General features: G+C 39.4%; 11 protein-coding genes and 2 pseudogenes. 10 read left to right on the top strand and 3 right to left on the bottom strand.

Features of this window, described 5'->3' with window-relative positions:
• The first annotated feature begins 180 nt into the window (after positions 1 to 180).
• From AC0VZ4_RS22465 to AC0VZ4_RS22440, 6 genes are all read left to right on the top strand, one after another.
• Positions 181 to 2340 carry a TonB-dependent receptor gene (locus tag AC0VZ4_RS22465; protein ID WP_475442192.1) on the top strand — a complete coding sequence of 720 codons (2160 nt, stop codon included), beginning with the start codon at positions 181 to 183 and terminating at the stop codon, positions 2338 to 2340.
• Between the two features lie 88 nt (positions 2341 to 2428).
• Entirely contained in the window at positions 2429 to 3139 is a 711-nt protein-coding gene (locus tag AC0VZ4_RS22460; RefSeq protein WP_475442191.1) for a TetR/AcrR family transcriptional regulator, read from the top strand.
• 56 nt (positions 3140 to 3195) lie between these two features.
• Positions 3196 to 4137: an ABC transporter permease gene (locus tag AC0VZ4_RS22455; RefSeq protein ID WP_475442190.1), complete on the top strand. Its 942-nt coding sequence runs from the start codon at positions 3196 to 3198 to the stop codon at positions 4135 to 4137.
• Positions 4134 to 5084 (top strand): iron chelate uptake ABC transporter family permease subunit, encoded by a 951-nt coding sequence (locus AC0VZ4_RS22450; RefSeq protein ID WP_475442189.1) that lies wholly within the window; start codon positions 4134 to 4136, stop codon positions 5082 to 5084. The genes AC0VZ4_RS22455 and AC0VZ4_RS22450 overlap by 4 nt, the downstream gene beginning before the upstream one ends.
• Positions 5081 to 5857 carry an iron ABC transporter ATP-binding protein gene (locus AC0VZ4_RS22445; protein ID WP_475442188.1) on the top strand — a complete coding sequence of 259 codons (777 nt, stop codon included), beginning with the start codon at positions 5081 to 5083 and terminating at the stop codon, positions 5855 to 5857. Before AC0VZ4_RS22450 ends, AC0VZ4_RS22445 begins: the two co-directional genes overlap by 4 nt.
• The gene (locus AC0VZ4_RS22440; RefSeq protein WP_475442187.1) at positions 5854 to 6864 is read left to right on the top strand and encodes a siderophore ABC transporter substrate-binding protein; all 1011 of its coding nucleotides are present in this window, start codon (positions 5854 to 5856) and stop codon (positions 6862 to 6864) included. The genes AC0VZ4_RS22445 and AC0VZ4_RS22440 overlap by 4 nt, the downstream gene beginning before the upstream one ends.
• A 24-nt stretch (positions 6865 to 6888) precedes the next feature.
• Here AC0VZ4_RS22440 and tnpC (AC0VZ4_RS22435) read toward each other — a convergent pair.
• Positions 6889 to 7496: pseudogene (gene tnpC, locus AC0VZ4_RS22435) on the bottom strand (IS66 family transposase); the annotation flags it as partial.
• A gap of 74 nt (positions 7497 to 7570) precedes the next feature.
• Between tnpC (AC0VZ4_RS22435) and AC0VZ4_RS22430 the strand changes: the two are divergent.
• Positions 7571 to 8986: an IS4 family transposase gene (locus AC0VZ4_RS22430; RefSeq protein WP_475442186.1), complete on the top strand. Its 1416-nt coding sequence runs from the start codon at positions 7571 to 7573 to the stop codon at positions 8984 to 8986.
• Positions 8987 to 8992: 6 nt separating this feature from the next.
• On the opposite strand, the pseudogene tnpC (AC0VZ4_RS22425) reads toward AC0VZ4_RS22430, so the two are convergent.
• Both tnpC (AC0VZ4_RS22425) and tnpB read right to left on the bottom strand, forming a co-directional pair.
• Positions 8993 to 9925, bottom strand: a pseudogene (tnpC, locus tag AC0VZ4_RS22425) (IS66 family transposase); the annotation flags it as partial.
• 95 nt (positions 9926 to 10020) lie between these two features.
• Positions 10021 to 10368, bottom strand: a complete 348-nt coding sequence (tnpB, locus tag AC0VZ4_RS22420) for an IS66 family insertion sequence element accessory protein TnpB (RefSeq protein WP_475439613.1) — start codon at positions 10366 to 10368, stop codon at positions 10021 to 10023.
• A gap of 316 nt (positions 10369 to 10684) precedes the next feature.
• Here tnpB and AC0VZ4_RS22415 point away from each other — a divergent pair, with 316 nt between their 5' ends.
• The 3 genes from AC0VZ4_RS22415 (at position 10685) to ahpF (ending at position 14450) form a co-directional block, all read left to right on the top strand.
• The gene (locus tag AC0VZ4_RS22415; protein ID WP_337119945.1) at positions 10685 to 11944 is read left to right on the top strand and encodes an IS4 family transposase; all 1260 of its coding nucleotides are present in this window, start codon (positions 10685 to 10687) and stop codon (positions 11942 to 11944) included.
• A gap of 201 nt (positions 11945 to 12145) precedes the next feature.
• The gene (gene ahpC / locus AC0VZ4_RS22410; RefSeq protein ID WP_033030722.1) at positions 12146 to 12715 is read left to right on the top strand and encodes an alkyl hydroperoxide reductase subunit C; all 570 of its coding nucleotides are present in this window, start codon (positions 12146 to 12148) and stop codon (positions 12713 to 12715) included.
• A 154-nt stretch (positions 12716 to 12869) separates the two neighbouring features.
• Positions 12870 to 14450: an alkyl hydroperoxide reductase subunit F gene (gene ahpF, locus AC0VZ4_RS22405; RefSeq protein WP_457934656.1), complete on the top strand. Its 1581-nt coding sequence runs from the start codon at positions 12870 to 12872 to the stop codon at positions 14448 to 14450.
• Positions 14451 to 14510: the final 60 nt, after the last annotated feature.

Here is a 14510-nt window from a genome sequence, read left to right as displayed (position 1 = left end):
TGAATTGCCTATAAAGCCTGTTAAGTTTTGAGCACTGCATATAAAATCCACGTTCTAAGTTCCTTATTTCATGGGTATTGAATGGTAGTTTATGTGGCACCGATGCAATATTAAGCTTTTAGTTTTTATTTATCAACACCGTGTTGACAAATGTTTCTTGGGTATTTATTATATTGAGAATTGTTATCATTACTATTAAATATATGCAATAAGGATTCATTATCAATGCCCTGTTTCGGTAGAATTTATCCAAAATCAAAATTATTTCTAAGCACATGTGCTCTTGGACTGAGTGCTATTTCTGGCTCAGCTATCGCAAGTAGTGAAGTGGTTTCAGAACAGTCTAAATCAGAAAACACAGCACAAGGTTATGAAAAAATTACTGTTTATGGTCAAAAGGTTGAGCGTACGATTAAAGAAACGGCAAGTTCTTTGGTTGTAATTGACGAAGGACAGTTACAAAAAAATGCTGATCAATCTGGTATTTCTGAAATATTGCGAGGTATTCCAAATATTATTTATGCAGGCAGTACGGATGCGCCTATTATTCGCGGAACAGATACTAAAGGGCCAGTAACAGCAGGCAATGCTTATCTTGCTAAACCTGTACCGGGTGCAACAATGAGTGTGGATGGTAAATATCTAAGTCCAGCTGAATTGAATTTAGGTGCGGCAGGTATTTGGGATGTGTCTTCTATTGAAGTGTATCGAGGTCCGCAAACCACAAGTCAAGGAGCAAACAGTATTGCCGGAGCTGTCGTGATTAATACACATAAACCTACACAGACTCCTGAATTTGCTGTTCAAACTGTTTATGGTAGTCGTAATAAGAAGCGGATGTCGGTTATGGCATCGGGTGCACTCAATGACGATTTCTCAGCAAGAATTAGCGCTGATTACAGTAGCAGAGATACGTTTGTTGATTACATTAACCCAGAATTTACTGCGCATGATTTTGATTTTAGTTTTAAAAATAAGAATCTACGCGCTAAGCTGTTGTGGGAGCCTGAACAATATAGCAATTTCTTCGCTATGTTAACGTATTCAAAAACTGAAGCCGAACGCCCTAGTAATGAAGTTGTTTCCGAACCTTATGATGACTTAAAAAATAATTCACTGTACCAAGACAACCAGACTATGAACAATGATGTTGGTATTTTTGATATTGAATACTTGTTTGACAATGGGATGAAGCTCAATAACCAGTTGCAATACTCTGAAGGCGATTATGTTTATTATTTTGCAGCACCTTATCAAGGAACAGCAAAACGTGATTACAGTAACGTTTCTAACGAACTAAGACTTAATTTTGGTAACAAAATGGCCATTTTTAGTGGTGTAGCGGGTGTATATTATTCTCAGGATAAGTTGACAAACACCTTGAATAACACATTAGGTAATGCTAACACGGATTTACAACAGGATAGTTTTGCGCCATTTGGAGAATTAATTTGGCGTTTTTCTCCTAAATGGACATTAACTGGTGCCTTGCGTTATCAGGTCGATAACATAAAGCATGAAGGTATGAATAGTTATGTCCCTGGGATATACCATCATTACGATGAAAAATTCACTGCATTATTACCTAAAATGACTATTTCTCATGATTTAGATAAATATGCTGTAGTGGGGGCTATGATTAGCAAAGGGTATATACCAGGAGGTACTGGTGTTAACTTTAGGGGCGGTGAGTATTATAATTTTGACGCTGAATACGCTTGGAACTATGAAGTTTATACACGTCTTGAGCTGCTTGAAAAACGATTAACTATCAATAGCAATATTTTTTACACAAGCTTAAGAGATTCTCAACGATCAGTGACCGATTATCTAGATGGACGCCCTTTTGGCTCGGTGATTATTAATGCTGATGAAGCGAAAAGCTATGGCCTAGAATTAGATGTTAATTTCAAAGTTTCGCAGAGTTTTGGTTTACACGCTGGATTGGGTTTGCTTGAAACCGATATAAGTGAGTTTAATGATTACCGAGGCGAAGAGTTTGAAGGAATGGAATTTAGCAAAGCGCCTGGTTACATGTTTAACATGGGCGTTGACTATTCCATTATTGATGGCTTAAAGGTAAGTGCAGACATACGTCACACGGATGAATATTTTTCATCAGATACTAATGACTCAAATTTAAAAATAAACTCATATACAACAGTTAATCTGAATTCTTCCTACCAAATAATCAAGCAAGTAGAAGGCTTTGTTTATGCACGAAACTTGTTTGATAAACGTACACCATTGACCAAGGTAGCTGATAGAAGCACTGGAGGTGTTAATGCATACCTACTTGAGCCTAGAGAAATTGGTATAGGAATAAGAGCCAAATTTTAACTAACTACTTGCGCTGTGTTATATCGGTTTATGCAACACAGCGTAAGAACTGTTAAAATAGCCTTTTTATTTTGGAAACCTATCTATTATGACACAAGTACCGAATCAGCCTAGTCAGAAGCGTAAGCGTGGTCGCCCGAGCCGAATTTCTCGAGAAGCAATCGCAAAAGCAGCTTTAGATTTAGGAGTAGAAAAAGCCACTATTCCGGCAATTGCAGCACATTTAAAAGTCGATCACTCTTCTCTTTATCATCATGTTACAGGGCGAAATGATGTGCTGGCTATTGCGGCCGAGTTAGCGATTACAGAGCTTGACTGGCGAGCACCTGTAGCAAGTAATTGGCGAGAGGAACTCATAATACTCACTGATGCTATTTGGGCTCTTTATGACCGTAACCCAGGACTTGCCGATGCCATTCGGCAAGCGAATGTTACACCTTTATCAGGGATTCATTCTTTTGCAGAATCAGTCAAAAAACTTCAAGACAAAGGCTTTTCTCTGGATCATGCCGTAGCTGCTGTTGATATTTTAGTTGACATGGTAGGAGAATGTTTTGTTGGTTGGTGGTCAACGGATAAGCTAGAAGACGATGGTCGAACACGTAAAGAACGAATTATTGCTATGTGGGAAGCCCAAGCTACTAATGTTCCAGATAAAGCGGAACAAATAAATGCAATGGTTAGCATTATGAAAGCCGGGAGACGCAAATGGTGGGAAAAAAAGCGTAATTTAGTGCTCGATGGTATTTCGGTAAATTGCGCTCAAAACGTCGAGTTGTCCGATAAGGACCAAACATAGCTGCAGTGATGGATAGCGCTATATCCGCAGCAAGTAATATGTAGGAAATGTAAGATTTGAAAGTGATTTATGCACTTACGTGCTTTACTATATTGTGCTTTGCATCATTATTCATTGGTGCAAAAAACACCTCTATTATGCAAATATTAACGTTATCAGATAACACTTGGTTGGTTTTATCTGCGAGCCGTTTACCACGGCTTTTTGCTTTAATTTGTTCAGGTGTTGGTTTAGCTATATGCGGCGTAATCTTGCAGCAAATTGTACAAAATAGGTTTGTAGAGCCTACTACTTGCGGCGGGCTTGATGCAGCGAAATTGGGAATATTAATTTCAATCATCTATGAACCTACTATGGGCGTGACAGGAAGAATGATAGGAGCTTTGATTTTTAGCATCATTGCTTGCTGTATTTTTACGTTGATTATTCGCAGTATTCGTTATAAAAGCCCCGTAGTAGTTCCCGTTATCGGTATTATGTTTGGTAGCATCCTGAGTGCAGTTGCTGAACTTTATGCCTATAAAAACAATATGATGCAAAATATGCAGGGTTGGATGCTTGGCGATTTTTCAAAAATTGTACAGGGCCACTATGAAATTATTTATTTAATAGTTCCCGTTGTGATACTGACTTACTTGTATGCACAGCGGTTTACAATAGTAGGAATGGGAGAAGGTTTTGCCACCACGCTTGGGCTGAACTATTTTAATATTATTGTCTTAGGATTGATATTCGTTTCCCTTACCATTGCAACTACCGTTATTATTGCTGGGAGTATTCCATTCATTGGTTTGATCATTCCTAACCTTGTAACCATGCACTATGGCGATAATCTGAAACGTACTTTACCCATTATCGCTTTTTCTGGTGCTGCATTACTGATTTTTTGTGATTTACTTGGACGGTTGGTGATCTACCCATTTGAAATACCTATTGGTATAACGGCAAGTTGTTTAGGTGGATTGATATTTTTAGTAATCGTTTGGAAAAGAAGATGAAAAATATTGTTACTCGTATTGTGAGTTGGGGATTACTTTTTACGTTAGTAATGATTTTTATATTGCTGGGAGCGGATTTCGACTTTGAGTATGTTATCCCTAATAGGTTGATACGTTTATCTACCATATGCTTGGGAGGAGTGTGTATTTCGTTTTCATCAATTTTGTTTCAAACGATCACTAGTAATCGAATTCTAACGCCATCAGTTATGGGATATGAAAGTGTTTATTTGATTTTACAAGCATTTTTACTACTCATATTTGGTACAGCGAGTACGACCATGATCACGACTAATAGCAACTTCCTTATTTCATTAGTTGTGATGCTAATTTATTCATGGGTAATGCATCGATGGCTGTTTAGTGGTGATAGACAGGATGTGTTTTTTCTTTTATTAGTCGGTTTCGTGCTCACTGTTATGTTGAATAGCTTCACCTCATTGATTCAATATTCTATTAGCCCAGGTGAGTTTTCTATTCTTCAAAGCTATAGCTTGGCTTCTTTTAACCGCGCTAAGCCTGATCAGTTAATTGTATCTTTATTAATTGTTAGTGTTGTTTGTTTCTTTACTTGGAGAGCGCGTACAGTGCTTGATGTTTTATTGATGGGTCGCCAACAAGCAATGTCTCTTGGCATCGATTATCAGAAGGTGGTGCGTATTCAGCTAAGCGCGATTGCACTGTTGGTTGCTGTATCAACTAGCTTGCTTGGTCCAACGGCTTTTATGGGGATTTTTGTTGCTAATATGGCCTATGCCTTGGCTAGACGTCCCACACATAAATGTACTCTTATTTTAGGAAGCGTGGTCGCTATCTGTGTATTTTTGGTCGCCCAGATTCTTGTTGAGCATATTTTTAATTATCAAACCAGTGTTGGATTGTTAGTTAATCTGTTCTGTGGGGCATATTTTTTTGTTTTAATTCTTAATCCTCGGAGAGCAGGGTGATAACGGTTAATAATCTATATAAATCTTATGGAAAGAAAGCAGTGTTAAAGAATGTCTCTGCTCACTTTCCTGAGCATCAGATAACTTCTCTCATTGGTCCTAATGGAGCAGGTAAAAGTACATTGTTAATGTCTATCGGACGATTACTTAATATCGATCAAGGCGATATATTACTCAAAGGCAGGTCCATTCAAGGTATACCTTTACATGATTACGCTCTTCAAGTAGCCACCATGCGGCAATTTCATAGCCTTAATTTACGCCTCACTGTGCGAGAGCTGGTGGCTTTTGGTCGATTTCCTTATAGTCATGGATCGCTAACAAAAGAAGATAATCAAGCAATTGATGACGCTTTATCATTTTTAACTTTGCAGCCATTAGCTAATACATTTATTGACGAACTCAGTGGTGGACAGCGTCAAATGGCCTTTTTGGCAATGGCGGTCGCACAAAAAACAGAGTATTTATTGCTTGATGAACCACTTAATAATCTTGATATGAAGCATGCGGTGAGTATCATGCGAGCGCTTCGTTATTTGTGTGATGTACATAAACGTACAGTAGTGTTAGTTGTTCATGACATTAACTTTGCTGCGAATTATTCCGACAATATTATTGCTATGAAACAAGGCGTTGTACACAGTTCAGGTTCCGTTGAAGATGTTGTTACAGAGCAAAAACTTAAAGACGTATATGAACTAAATATTGAAGTGTTGAAAAGAGATCAAGGCATTGTCTGTAACTATTTCACTCAACTAGGAGAATTAAAATGATTACAAAACGTATAAGGACTAGAAAACGCACAGCAATGTTTTTGCTGCTGTTCACTTTTTTGCAAGCATGTGACGGCAGTCCTGAGTATGCTCAAAAAAAACTTTCTGAGACGCAACATGTGGATACTTTAGTTGACAATAGTGACTTTATACCTTTTGAAATAAAGCATGATTTGGGAACTACTTTAATAAAGAAACACCCTGTGCGAGTCGCAGCCTTGGATATGAATGAAGTGGATTATCTTGAACAATTAGGTGTGCCAGTTGCTGGTATGCCGAAAGACTTTATTCCAGATTATCTAAAAGATTATAGCAATAACAATAATATTGTAGATTTAGGTTCCATTGTTCAGCCTAATATGGAACGCATTCATGCTCTTAAACCTGATTTAGTTCTTATATCGCCAATCCAAGCCAGTCATTATCAGGAATTGTCAGAGTTAGCACCTACAGTTCATTTTGATATTAACTATCAGGATAGCAGCAGTGATTACTTTAATGCAGTGAAGCAGCACTTATTAGTATTAGGAAAATTATTTGACAAAAAAGCTCTCGCAAACCGTAAAGTCAACGAGTTAGAGAGTAAGGTCAAATCTGTGAAACTAATTACCCAAGATAGACCCGAAAAAGCAATGGTAGTATTGCATAATAACGGTGCTTTTCGGTTTTTAGGTATTAATTCTAGATATGGGTTTGTATACGATGTTTTAGGAGTAAAGTCTGTTAACTCCCTAGCGCAAATGGGCTTACATGGTCAGCCTGTTTCCAGCGAATTTATATTGGAAAACAACCCAGACATTATTTATATAGTAGATAGAACAGCAGTAATGGAGCATAGTACTGTATTGAACAAAGAGTCTATAAACAATCCTTTGTTGCAACAAACTAACGCATGGAAAAACGATAAAATTATTTTTGTAAATGCACAAGCTTGGTATATAACTGGGGCGGGGATCACATCTTTTAATATAATTATGGAAGATGTATTAAAAGGTTATGTAGAATAATCGTAAGCGTATAGCTAACGGCACCTAGCTTTGCTTAATGTTCCAAGGTAGCAGTGGCGCTAGATTATCTGGCTGCTCAGCAAGGTGCTGTAAGCAAGTAGAGATATAGTCATGCACCACAAGGTCATTTGCCTTTGCGGTTTCAACAAGGCTGTAGAGTATGGCGCTGGCATGCGCACCATTGCAGGTATTTGAGAATAACCAGTTTTTTCGCCCTATCACGAACGGTTTTATTGCTCGCTCTGCACGGTTATTATCAATACTGAGCCTGCCATCATCGAGGTAACGCCTGAATTTCTCAAACTGATTTATCGCATAGCTAATTGCTTTACCTAGCGCCATTTTGGGAGGGATTTTATCTTTGTGCTTTATCAACCATCGATACAATTCATCAACGATTGGTTTCGCTTTTTGTTGCCTAACATTGAATTTTTCATCGTGCGTTTTATCTTTGATGCTTTGTTCAATACCGTAAAGTTTGCCTATCAGGTTGAGTGCAACATCCGCTTTACCTGTTTTTTATTATTCCCTTTCGCTTCGATGAATTTACGACGGATATGGGCTAGACATGCGACGAGTGTTGCTTTTGTTTGCTCGTACGCCTTGTAGCCATCTACCTGCATATAGCCCTGTCTCTTATACACAAGTCTTTGAATATCGTTAAGTCTGTGATCTAATCGATCATCATCACTCATAGATTTATCATATGCACACAAACACTTCTGAAGAATGGGCTCAATTAATTTTTGGTAACGCTAATTTAGGAGATCCGAGACGCACCCGACGATTAGCTCTACTAGCAAGCGATATGGCTGAGAATGCAGACAGCTCAATTGTTAAGGCTTCTGATACACCCGCAAAAATTGAAGCCGCTTATCGTTTCATTAGAAATGAGAAAATATCCCCTCAAGCGATTGCCTATTCAGGATTCTCACAAACGAGTGAAGCGGTAAAGCAGTTGCCTTTGGTTCTCGCTATCCAAGATACGACAGGATTGACATTTAAACACAGCGTTTGCAAAGAATTAGGCGATGTGAACTGTACAAATACATTAGGAAAACCATCAAAAACAAGAACGCTATATGCGCATTCAACTTTAGCAATTGATGCAGATACGGAGCACGTTATTGGTTTACTCGACCAGTCCTATTGGTTTAGGAAATCAAAGGTTAAAGGGACTAAAGATCAACAACAGCAACGCCCTTACGAAGAGAAAGAAAGCTATCGCTGGCAACAAACATTAATGGATATAAAAAAACGTACAGGTGAATTATCAAATATACTTAACATCTGCGACAGAGAAGCTGACATTTATGAGTACATGACTTACCAAAAAGATGAAGGGCATCGATTTTTAGTCAGAGCAAAAGAAAATAGAAAATTAATAGAGCCTCAATGCAATCTCAATCAGTTAATAGAAACAGCGCAGGGTCAGTGTTGTTACACTATTAATATAGCGCAACGTGCGGGAAGAAAAGCGCGTCAGGCCCGAATTACATTGAGCTATCAACCTATAACACTCGCCAAGCCTAAGCGAGTACAAGGGCAAGAATCACCGACATTGAGCGTCAATGTCATTGTCTGTCAGGAAAAAGAAAGTACGCAAAAAAATCCATTATGTTGGATTTTATATACGACAGAGCCCGTAAATACAGCAGAAGATGCCCAGAAATTAGTAAGATACTATGAACTTCGCTGGCGTGTAGAGGAGTTTCATAAAACATGGAAAACAGATGGAACCGAAGTAGAAGATTTACGTTTGCAGCACAGTGATAATATTTTACGAATTGCGATCATTAAAGCGTTTGTTGCTGTCAGGTTATTACAGCTGCAAAATATGGCGCAAAGGAGTGAATTAGACAAAGAAGTGAGATGTACAACTTGTGTTAAAGAGATGACGTGGAAATTACTATGGGCAAAGGTTGAAAAGGATGTGTTGCCGGATAAAGTACCGTCTCTCCATTGGCTATACTATAGTTTAGCGAAATTGGGAGGGTGGTATGACAGTAAAAGAAATGGTCGAGTTGGCGTAAAAGCACTCTGGAAGGGGTGGTTGAAATTAGCAGAAATGGTCGAATCTGCCGAATTGTTAATATCAATTCAGCAGACAGAAAAGTTGTGATCAAGAGACAGGCATATAGCCTTGATAACCATCAAGAAAATCAACCACACAGTGTCCTGCGCGACTGTTATGGTAATCAAACAGGACAATATTCGTGCCTTTAGCCTGTTTATCATCGCCACAACAATACAACCACATATAGCTGGTCGCTTTATCTGCGTTAATAACGTTGAGCGGGGTTTCATCACCATGAATAACTGCTTGCGATAACAACGCCTCTTTTAAGCGTTGATACAAGGGGGACAGCAGGTCTGCGCAGCGTAGCATCCAACTCGACATGGTTTGCCTACTCAACTCAATACCGATATCGGCAAACAATGTTTCTTGACGATAAAGCGGTAAGCCAAACTGGTATTTACACATGATTATTTGGCTCAGCAAGCTGGGCGTTGCGATGCTTTTTGGGATCGCTGTTGTGGGCATAGGGGCGGTTTTTACCACACTTTCAATGCCTTCACGCTCACAGTGACGGCACGTATATTTAGGACGAATGGTTTTGATAACTTTGATATGCGCTGGCACAAACTCGAGCGCTTCACTGCTGCTTTCACCCATTTTATGTAGTGGGCTGTGACAGCAATCACACATTTTGCCACCCTTTTCAAGGTCAACAATCACCTCAATTCGCGGTAACTGCGCCGGCAGTGGACGGCGTTTCGGTTTGGCTTTTTCTTTCTTTACTGAGGCCGGTGTCGCCAATAGCGCTTTATCATGTTCATCAAGAATATCTTCTGCTTCATTGAATACTTCGCCTGCCCTTGGCATCTTTTCAGATTTCTTGGCGTACTCTTTGGCAAGCTTAGCGTTATAAGCTTGCAGTAATTCGTGAATTTGCGCATCTTTTTCAGCTAACTTTTCATCCATAAGCTGTTGCAACTCAAGCACCATGCGCTTGAGTTGTTCTGGGTCGTCAGGAAGTGAGTGTACATCAATTTTCATGTTCGCAATTTAACAGAATTTGACGCTGTTTTCTTGCTTGACGCAAAGATAAAACAGACGGTGTGGCAACGATCATTTACTGTGAATATGATCGATTAGATCATCGATTGATACTGCAATTCTTCATGACCAAGCACATCATATCCCGACAACAACCAATCCAGTTGTTCAGGACTGAGTTCAAATTCCTGCAAGCTGATTTTATTTGGCCATTTAAACTTTTGTTTTTCTAAGCGCTTATACCATAAAGCAAACCCCGTTTTATCCCAGTAAACGAGCTTGAGTTTATCTTTCGCTTTATTGCAGAATAAGAATAATGCGCCAGTATAAGCATCACGCTCAAGTTCGCCTTCAACGATTGCGATTAGACCATCAATGGATTTTCGAAAATCCACGGCCTCGCGGTGTAAATAAATACTTTTTGGTTCGACAAACATTTTCATAAGGCAAGCTCGCGTAACAGTTGACTCAGATAAGAGGCAGGCATTGTGGGTGGCAAGCTGACGTTTACTTTGCCGATAGTGAGGGTGATTGACTGTTGCTGTTCGATAACGTCAACGTGTTTAGTCACTTTGCTAGACGCTTACATTGTACTTAGTCGTGTGTCTAAAAGTAGTGGGAGTGATCAAACCTTGAGCTGCTGTTACCTTGGAACATTAAGAAAAGCTCATAGGTTGGATCTTAAGAAAACTTGAAGTTGAACTCTGTTAATGATCAAATAGTTACGCCAATAAAAACATGACTAAAAACAGAGTTCACATGCAGATTAACCAAGTTTCAAACCAATTAAAAGCCCTTATCTCAGAAAAACACCTCATTGAGCTTGCAAAAACCTCTGGATTTCAAGTTCGACACCGTTGCCTGTCGATCGTTTCTCTGCTCAAAGCCGTATTTAAAAGCTTATCTTGCCTGCAAGACGCTAACTTGTCAGATATCCATCAAAACTTGCGAACGCAGGCTGATTGCACGATAAGTTATAAACCCTTTCATAATCAAATTCGAAAACCAGCCTTGACTGAGCTTGTCCGTGAGCTCGTTATTCAAGCGATGTCTAAATTGACTGTAAACACGCTGGATAAAACCTTTTTTACCCAGCGAGGAATACAGCGAGTGTTATTGCAAGATGGTTCTTCATTTGCTCTACATGATGAATTAGCGCAGGTTTTTGCTGGTCGTTTTACTGCTGTAAGTCCTGCCGCAATTGAGTTGCACGTTACCTATGACCTATTTAATGAACAACCCTGCGAAATAGATATTCGTCCTGATGTTGAAACTGAGCGCGCCTTTTTACCAGGTAGCCACACACTTGAAGATACGTTATTACTTGCTGATGCTGGGTATTTTGACTTAGATTACTTTGAGCAAGTAGCTCAAGATGGCGGATATTTTTTGATCAGAGCAAATAAAAACATTAACCCAATCGTTACATCAGCTTATTGCGCGGGTATAGAACTTAAAGAAAAGAACATTAAAATCAAAACGTTACTCGATAAATTCGCAAGCCAACCACTTGAATTAACAGTACGTTGGAAGAAAAATGGGCCCGAGTACAGGCTTATCTATTTACCGAATGAAAAGCGCCCCGTTTTCCTTGTTACTAATTTAAAAGAGGCACAGTTTAGCTTTGACGAACTACTCGATATATATGCAACTCGTTGGCAAATTGAGTTGTTTTTCAAAGAACTAAAGTCATGGAATAACCTTAAAGGGTTCATCACACGAGATCCTCATATTGCCGAATCATTGGTTTGGCTGAGCATACTGCAAACACTTATCAAGCGTTTTATCTGCCATAGTGCAGCGGGTATGTTTAAGTGTGCGATCTCGACATTTAGAGCGAGTAAGTGCAGTTATCTTTGGTTGGATGATATTCTGGATTGCATAGAACAAACACGGTGCAGCCATAAGATACATCGTGTATTTGAGCTACTAGCGGTAAATTGTAAGCGGCAAAGCATTGAGAAAAACAATGATATTTGCCGTTTTAAGATAGGAAGTCACACGGTCTGTGTTCCTTAAGAACTAAGCTATGAAGAAAAGCTAGGTGTCTTTAGCTAGACGCTTACGTTCAATCTTAAAAATCGATTGGTTTAATCTAAACAATCAATTTTATTTAATTTCCCAGTGGCCTTATTGTATTAATCAAGCCAACGCAGAAGGTCGTTTTAAACGAAGCGTTGATTATTTTTTAAATACATTAAACCTAGATGAGGAAATACCATGAGCACTTCATTAATAAATACTAAATTACAACCATTCAATGCAACCGCTTACCACAACGGTGACTTTGTAGAATTGTCTGAAAAAGATGTTCTAGGTAAATGGTCAATCTTCTTCTTTTACCCAGCTGATTTTACATTTGTATGTCCTACTGAACTTGGTGATGTTGCAGACTACTATGCACAACTTCAAGAAATGGGCGTAGAGGTTTACTCAGTATCTACTGACACTCATTTTACTCATAAAGCATGGCACGATACGTCAGACACAATTGGTAAAATTACTTACCCAATGATTGGCGACCCAACAGGACGTATTACACGCAGCTTTGGCGTAATGATTGAAGAAGAAGGCTTAGCACTTCGCGGTACATTTGTAATGAACCCAGAAGGCGAAATTAAAGTAATCGAAACTCACGATTTAGGTATTGGCCGTAGCGCTAAAGAACTTGTTCGTAAAGTACAAGCTGCACAATACATTGCAACTCACGACGGTGAAGTTTGTCCTGCATCTTGGCAACCAGGTGAAGACACACTTGCACCTTCACTAGACCTAGTTGGTAAAATCTAAGTACCTGATTTTCCAATCAAGTAAGGGTAGGTAACTGCCCTTAATCAACAAACGTACGCTTGTTGATGCCTCCTATATCAATATATTTGTTTAAGCACATGCATTATTTGGCATGGGAGGCTTGCTGTTTAAATTTTCCTAAAAGGGTTAAGCCATGTTAGATAACAACATAAAAAATCAATTAAAAAGCCATTTTGAATCGCTTACTCAACCTGTTGAGCTGCTTATTGCCTTGGATGACAGCAAAAAATCAGCAGAAGTAGAAAGCTTAGCGAACGATTTAGCCTCACTAAGCGATAAATTTACGGTAATAAACAATCCTGATACAAGCGCGCGTCGCCCATCAATGGTTGTACATTCACCTATTAAAAACACTCATATTACGTTTGCAGGCGTACCTATGGGTCACGAATTCACAAGTTTAGTGTTAGCACTTTTGCATACTGGCGGACACGCAAGTAAAGCTAAAAGCGAAGACATTGAGCAAATACAATCGCTTACTCAAGAGCTAAACTTTGAAGTATACATAAGTTTAAGTTGCCAAACGTGCCCGCAAGTAGTGCAAGCACTTAACACTATGGCAGCGACAAACAGTAATATTAAAGCCACCATGATTGATGGCGCGTTATTTCAAGATGAAGTAGAAGAGCGAAATATTTTAGCTGTACCGGCTGTATATTTAAATGGCGAACCATTTAGCCAAGGTGCATTAAGCCTTACTGACATACTTAATAAAGTAGATAGCAAAGGGGCTGCTAAACAAGCAGCAGCACTAAGTGAAAAAGACGAGTTTGATGTACTTGTAGTTGGTGGCGGCCCAGCGGGCGCATCGGCTGCGATTTACTCAGCGCGAAAAGGGTTAAATACAGGCATTGTTGCCGACCGATTTGGTGGACAAGTTGCAGATACATTAGCAATAGAAAACTTTATTTCGATAAAGGCGACTGAAGGGCCAAAATTAGTTGCCCAGCTTGAAGAACACGTTAAAGAATACGATGTAGATGTAATGCATAATCAGCGTGCAGCGGCACTTGGTTATAACAATGGTTACGAAATTACACTTGAAAATGGCGCAGTGCTTAAAGCTAAGTCGCTCGTACTTGCCACTGGTGCACGCTGGCGCGAAATGAACGTACCAGGGGAGCAAGAATATCGCGGCCATGGTGTGGCATATTGCCCACATTGCGACGGCCCTTTATTTAAAGGTAAACCTGTTGCTGTAATTGGCGGTGGTAATTCAGGTATAGAAGCGGCAATCGATTTAGCTAATATTGTGCAAAGCGTTACGGTACTTGAATTTGCAGACACATTACGAGCCGATGAAGTGCTTATTCGTAAAGCTAAAAGCATGGCTAATATTACTATTATCAAAAGTGCACAAACAACCGAAGTACTTGGTGATGGTAAAAAAGTAACTGGCTTAATGTACACAGATAGAGTGTCTGGAGAGAGTAAAGAGCTTGAACTTGCCGGTATATTTGTACAAATAGGCTTAATACCAAATACCGAGTGGTTAAAAGACAGCGACCTTGAATTAAGTAAATTTGGTGAAATACTGATTGATGCTAAAGGCGCAACGTCATTACCTGGCATTTACGGCGCGGGGGATGCAACCAATACTCCGTTTAAACAAATTATTATTGCAATGGGCAGTGGCGCAACGGCAAGCTTAGGCGCATTTGACTATTTAATTCGCCACAGCGATGAAACCGAGCAAGATCAAAGCGCTGCTTAGTTAACCAGAAATCTCTCTTGATATAACAGCGTTCACCCTTAGCTGTTTGTTCACCCAAGC

The organism is Pseudoalteromonas sp. QJM3NY_22, from assembly GCF_056173065.1.
Note: the sequence above shows the minus strand (reverse complement) of the source record. Positions and strands in the feature narration are given on the sequence as shown.

Excerpts from the sequence above, each read along its gene's own strand:
- AC0VZ4_RS22415 (WP_337119945.1), top strand. The coding sequence starts at position 10,685 with ATGCAGATTAACCAAGTTTCAAACCAATTAAAAGCCCTTATCTCAGAA.
- tnpB (WP_475439613.1), bottom strand. The coding sequence starts at position 10,368 with ATGAAAATGTTTGTCGAACCAAAAAGTATTTATTTACACCGCGAGGCC.
- AC0VZ4_RS22430 (WP_475442186.1), top strand. The coding sequence starts at position 7,571 with ATGCACACAAACACTTCTGAAGAATGGGCTCAATTAATTTTTGGTAAC.
- ahpF (WP_457934656.1), top strand. The coding sequence starts at position 12,870 with ATGTTAGATAACAACATAAAAAATCAATTAAAAAGCCATTTTGAATCG.
- AC0VZ4_RS22440 (WP_475442187.1), top strand. The coding sequence starts at position 5,854 with ATGATTACAAAACGTATAAGGACTAGAAAACGCACAGCAATGTTTTTG.
- AC0VZ4_RS22450 (WP_475442189.1), top strand. The coding sequence starts at position 4,134 with ATGAAAAATATTGTTACTCGTATTGTGAGTTGGGGATTACTTTTTACG.
- AC0VZ4_RS22460 (WP_475442191.1), top strand. The coding sequence starts at position 2,429 with ATGACACAAGTACCGAATCAGCCTAGTCAGAAGCGTAAGCGTGGTCGC.
- ahpC (WP_033030722.1), top strand. The coding sequence starts at position 12,146 with ATGAGCACTTCATTAATAAATACTAAATTACAACCATTCAATGCAACC.